Source organism: Bacteroidota bacterium (genome assembly GCA_018698135.1).
Taxonomy (GTDB): domain Bacteria; phylum Bacteroidota; class Bacteroidia; order CAILMK01; family JAAYUY01; genus JABINZ01.
In genome coordinates this window covers 1-4,679 of record JABINZ010000146.1, presented here as the reverse complement: position 1 = coordinate 4,679, position 4,679 = coordinate 1, and the positions used below count along the sequence as shown (strand labels likewise).

6 protein-coding genes are annotated in these 4,679 nt (G+C 34.6%); 2 read left to right on the top strand and 4 right to left on the bottom strand.

What is annotated here, in order from left to right; translation table 11 throughout:
* On the top strand, positions 1-923 hold a 923-nt coding region (locus HOG71_09630), incomplete at its 5' end, for an AAA family ATPase (GenBank protein ID MBT5991098.1).
* Positions 924-988: 65 nt separating this feature from the next.
* Positions 989-1,951 (top strand): glycosyltransferase family 9 protein, encoded by a 963-nt coding sequence (locus HOG71_09625; GenBank protein MBT5991097.1) that lies wholly within the window; start codon positions 989-991, stop codon positions 1,949-1,951.
* A gap of 117 nt (positions 1,952-2,068) precedes the next feature.
* On the opposite strand, the gene HOG71_09620 is transcribed toward HOG71_09625, so the two are convergent.
* The 4 genes from HOG71_09620 to HOG71_09605 all read right to left on the bottom strand — a co-directional run.
* Positions 2,069-3,064, bottom strand: coding sequence for a tRNA-dihydrouridine synthase (locus tag HOG71_09620; protein ID MBT5991096.1), 996 nt, complete (start codon positions 3,062-3,064; stop codon positions 2,069-2,071).
* 156 nt (positions 3,065-3,220) lie between these two features.
* A complete protein-coding gene (locus tag HOG71_09615; GenBank protein ID MBT5991095.1) occupies positions 3,221-3,673 on the bottom strand; it encodes a hypothetical protein in 453 nt (150 codons plus the stop codon).
* A gap of 130 nt (positions 3,674-3,803) precedes the next feature.
* Entirely contained in the window at positions 3,804-4,247 is a 444-nt protein-coding gene (locus tag HOG71_09610) for a hypothetical protein (GenBank protein ID MBT5991094.1), read from the bottom strand.
* Positions 4,248-4,252: 5 nt separating this feature from the next.
* On the bottom strand, positions 4,253-4,679 hold a 427-nt coding region (locus HOG71_09605; GenBank protein ID MBT5991093.1), incomplete at its 5' end, for a T9SS type A sorting domain-containing protein.

The following is a 4,679-nucleotide window of genomic DNA, read 5'->3' as shown; positions in this document are numbered from 1 at the left end:
TTGCTAAATATAAGCAACTCAGTAGCGAAATTAAAAAAATAATTATTGGACAAGATGTTGTTATCCGTTCGGTATTAACATCCGTATTTAGCAAAGGACATTGTTTGCTAATTGGTGTTCCTGGTCTGGCAAAAACACTATTAATTAAAACGATTGCCGATGCACTGGATTTGAAATTTAGTCGAATTCAGTTTACACCGGACCTTATGCCTTCAGATATAACCGGATCTGAAATATTGGATGAAAGCAAACATTTCCGCTTTGTTAAAGGTCCTGTATTTGCCAACATTGTTTTGGCTGATGAAATAAATCGCACGCCTCCTAAAACTCAATCTGCTTTGCTAGAAGCCATGCAGGAAAAGAACGTTACGGTTGCAGGACAATTTCATAAATTACAAGAGCCCTTTTTTGTTTTAGCGACACAAAACCCAATTGAACAGGAAGGTACATATCCATTGCCCGAAGCACAGCTGGATCGTTTTATGTTCAATGTGATATTAGACTACCCGAGTTACGAAGATGAAATAAATATCGTTAAAGAAACCACTTCAGGTAAGAATATCAAAATTAACAAGATCATATCAGCAGAAGAAATTATTTACTTTCAGAATTTATTAGAAAAAATTCCTGTTCCTGATAATGTCATTGAATATGCGGTTAGTTTAGTAAATAAAACCCGACCAAATACCAAACATGCAACACCTAAAATAAATGAATACATTGCCTGGGGAGCAGGTCCAAGAGCATCCCAATATCTAATAATTGGCGCTAAAACAAATGCTGTTCTCAAAGGTAAATACTCGCCTGATATTGAAGACGTACAAGAAGTAGCCTATCAGGTTTTGCGTCATCGTATTGTAAAGAATTATAAAGCAGAAGCAGAAGGTATTCCTGTTGAAGATATTATTAAGGAGTTATTCTAAAAACAATAATTAACTTTATTACTTAATTAAACCTTAGATTTAATATTTACCGACAGAATCACTGCATGAAAATTCTGATCATACAAACAGCTTTTTTAGGAGATGTTATACTAGCAACTGCTTTAGTTGAAAAACTTAAGCAGCAGCATCCCTCTTGCAGTATCGATTTCCTCCTTGCCAAAGGAAATGAAAGTTTACTCGAGAATCACCCTCTACTAAGGAAAATCATTGTTTTTGATAAGAAAAATAAGAAATACAGCAATCTCATTCATATTCTCCAAGAGGTTCGAAGGGAAAAATATTCGCACGTTGTTAATGTACATCGATTTTTAAGCTCCGGATTAATTACCGCTTTTTCAAAGGCAAAGTACAAAATTGGATTTCAAAAAAACCCCTTATCCTCTCTCTTTTCAAAAGCTGTTGATCATCAAATTAATCAGGATTCTCGTTTACATGAAGTTGACAGAAATCAAACATTAATTGAGGAATTGACCGATAGTGTTGCAGCAAAACCAAAGCTTTATCCGTCAATATCCGATTATGAAACAACAACCCATTCAGCTCCTTACATCTGCATAGCACCTGCCTCTATTTGGTTTACAAAACAGTTACCAATTGACAAATGGATAGCATTAATTGATTACTTTGAACCGCAAATGAGAATTTTTCTATTAGGCTCAAAAAACGATCAAGAACTGTGTTTTAATATCCAAAAACAAACTAAGCATAATAATGTAGAAGTAGTGGCAGGTAAATTTTCACTACTCCAATCAGTTGCCTTAATGGAGAAGGCAAAAATGAATTATGTAAACGATTCAGCTCCTCAACACTTAGCATCAGCCATAAATGCCCCGCTAACTGTATTTTTCCTATCAACAATTCCAGCTTTTGGATTTGGCCCTTTGTCAGACCAATCCATTATTATTGAAACCAAGCATACGCTAAGTTGTCGTCCCTGTGGTTTGCATGGAAAAAAAGAATGTCCTGAAAAACATTTTAAATGCTCAGAAATCGAGCTTAATCTTTGAGCACTGTTTAACTATGCTTTACCTCAGCTTATAACTTAAACAGTAAAGCTAAAGAAAGGACGAGAGTTGGGAGTTTTGTTTTACGTTTGAGATTCGAAATTTAATACAACGTTCAAATTAAACTTGATTTTGTTCTCTATATTGTTCGATTACTTTTTCCACTTCATCAATGTTATTTGTTTCCATCAAAGAAGCACGTAATTCGGCAGCACCTTTAAAATTATTGATATAGATTTTGAAAAATCGTTTTTGAATGGCAAAATTCCTGCGTCCTTCCCATGTTTTAGTAAACAAGCTCACATGTCGCCAAAGCACATCTAAGCTTTCCTTGATGGATGGATCCTGAACATTTGCATTGAAAAACCAAGGTGTTTTAAAAATACCACGTCCAATCATCACACCATCCAATTGATGTGTTTCACATTTTGCTAAACCTTCTTCAGCACTCATCACATCTCCATTACCAAAAATAAGAGTTTCGGGAGCAATTTCATTTCTAAGTTGAACTGCTTTTGCAATTTCATTCCAATCGGCCAAGCCTTCCGATTGCATTTTTTGTGTTCTTCCATGCACAGTTAGTGCAGCCAGATTATATTTGAGCAAATGAGAAATCCATTCTTCTGTAATTACTTTGTTTAAACCTATACGGGTTTTTACACTTACAGGTAAACTACTTCCTTCCTGAGTAGCCTGAATAATTTCTCCAGCTAATTCTGGATTGGCAATTAAGGCCGAGCATCCTCCTTGTTTTACTATTTTTTTAATGGGGCAGCCCATATTGATATCAATGCCCTCAAATCCCATGTCAGAAACTATTTTGGCAGACTTAAAATGATTTTCAGGATCGGGTCCCCAAATTTGCGCGACTAATTTCACATTCTTTTCCTGCAGCAAAATTCGCTCGCTATCATTCACTTCCAATCGACTGATTACATTGGGGCGACCTTTTTCATGACACAAACCATTTGTAGAAGTAAATTCTGTAAAAATAACTTGCAGATATTCCGGATCTGATAAGGCTAATACAATTTCCCGAAAAGAGGTGTCAGTTACATCTTCCATAGGAGCAAGTGAAAAAACAGGCTTTTTGATATCTTTCCAGAAATTTGACATTGGAATCTTACTTATTTAAAAAATGCAAAAATACTCATTGAGTTTGGATGCAACAACCAGCATTTTTATAGCTCTCTTGATCAATCCAAAAAAGCTAATATTTTAATCTTTTCTTTATAACAAGGAGAAACAGTACTTTCAAATAGAGATTGAAACTTACTTCTTCTTTTCTGCTGAACGCTTGGATTCTTTGTAACGAAAATATATATACCCACTACTTTCTAATTCATCAGCAAGCTCAATCATAATAAACTCTTGCTCATAAATAGATTCTCCATATTTTTCCTTAATAGGCTTTAGTGGAATAGTAACAATATTCGTTTCACTTAACTTCAGCTCTTGTTCAAACAATACTTCCCCAGTAGATCTATTCCTGAGCTGCATAAACCTTTTGGAATAGGTGTTTTCATTTATTTTATTCTCCCGAAATACAATGGTTTTTTGTTTTTTCTTTAGCAGCGTGCACATTCCTTTTCCTTTAATAAGCTCGTGCTGTGTGGTGCCAGCTCCGGGACTCATGATGGTCCAGCTAGAACCAATATCTTGCCCTTGGCTTGAAAAAAAGATAACAATAAAGAAAAAAAACAATAAGAAGCGTATATTTTTCATAATCAATAATTTAAATTACTCAGGCAACCTTTTGCATAATTTTTGCGTCTAATGGTTAACGCTTTTGTTCAGGAAATATTTTATAAACCTGAATTCCTGAATACGTAAAGGTCTTGATTTATCAAGGCCTTTATTTTTTCTTTCCCATTGTAAAGGACAAGCTTTTATCTCCTTGATTAGTGGGTAAGTAGGTTAAAGCCATAGCCGTTTTTTCCAGATGCCATTCATAGTTTACTACAAATGGTGTTTCAACTGCTTTAGGTTCTCCGTATTTTTTAGTCAATAAGGCAAGAATTGTTTCTTTATCTTTACTATAAAAACCAATATTCACCCCATAAAATACATTCTTCTTAAAAACGTAACTCAAAGTGTGTACTGTAAAGCCTTCAAATTTCATTTCTTGGTTTTTCATCTCATAGGATTTATAACCAGGGATTTTATTATCAGAAGGAACAAGTTTATCTTCCATTTCGGAATAGGGAGTTCCCCATTTGTATCCATTGTAGCTGTTAACTTGAGCAAAAGTGCTGCTTGCGAGAGCAATAAATAGAATAAGTGTAAATAGTTTTTGCATGTTTTTTAGTTTAAGAATATTTTAATTGATGAATTTCTTTTTTCTGATACAAACTTTAAAAAATACAAACCTGAAATTTGGTCCGATAAATCCAAAATCCTCCTATCATTTAATTCCTCGGATCGATAAACCACTTTCCCGTTTATATCATAAACCGAAATTGTATATTTCTCAAATGATGTGGGCTGGATAAATACCAGGCCATTACTAGGATTTGGATAGACTGAAAAGTCATTGAATTCACTGTTTTCAATGGACTGACCATAAACTAATTTACTGACACCATTGCCAGTCCCAAACCAAAAATTGCCATTTTTCGACAAGGACATATCATAAACTGCATCATCCGCCAAACCTGTATTCTTTTTAGCATATTGTTGCCAGCTCGATCCATCAAATTTCATGACTCCTGCTCCTAGTACTGAATAATCT

Coding starts and splice junctions, on each gene's coding strand:
- HOG71_09610 (MBT5991094.1), bottom strand. CDS start 4,247: ATGCAAAAACTATTTACACTTATTCTATTTATTGCTCTCGCAAGCAGC.
- HOG71_09615 (MBT5991095.1), bottom strand. CDS start 3,673: ATGAAAAATATACGCTTCTTATTGTTTTTTTTCTTTATTGTTATCTTT.
- HOG71_09620 (MBT5991096.1), bottom strand. CDS start 3,064: ATGTCAAATTTCTGGAAAGATATCAAAAAGCCTGTTTTTTCACTTGCT.
- HOG71_09625 (MBT5991097.1), top strand. CDS start 989: ATGAAAATTCTGATCATACAAACAGCTTTTTTAGGAGATGTTATACTA.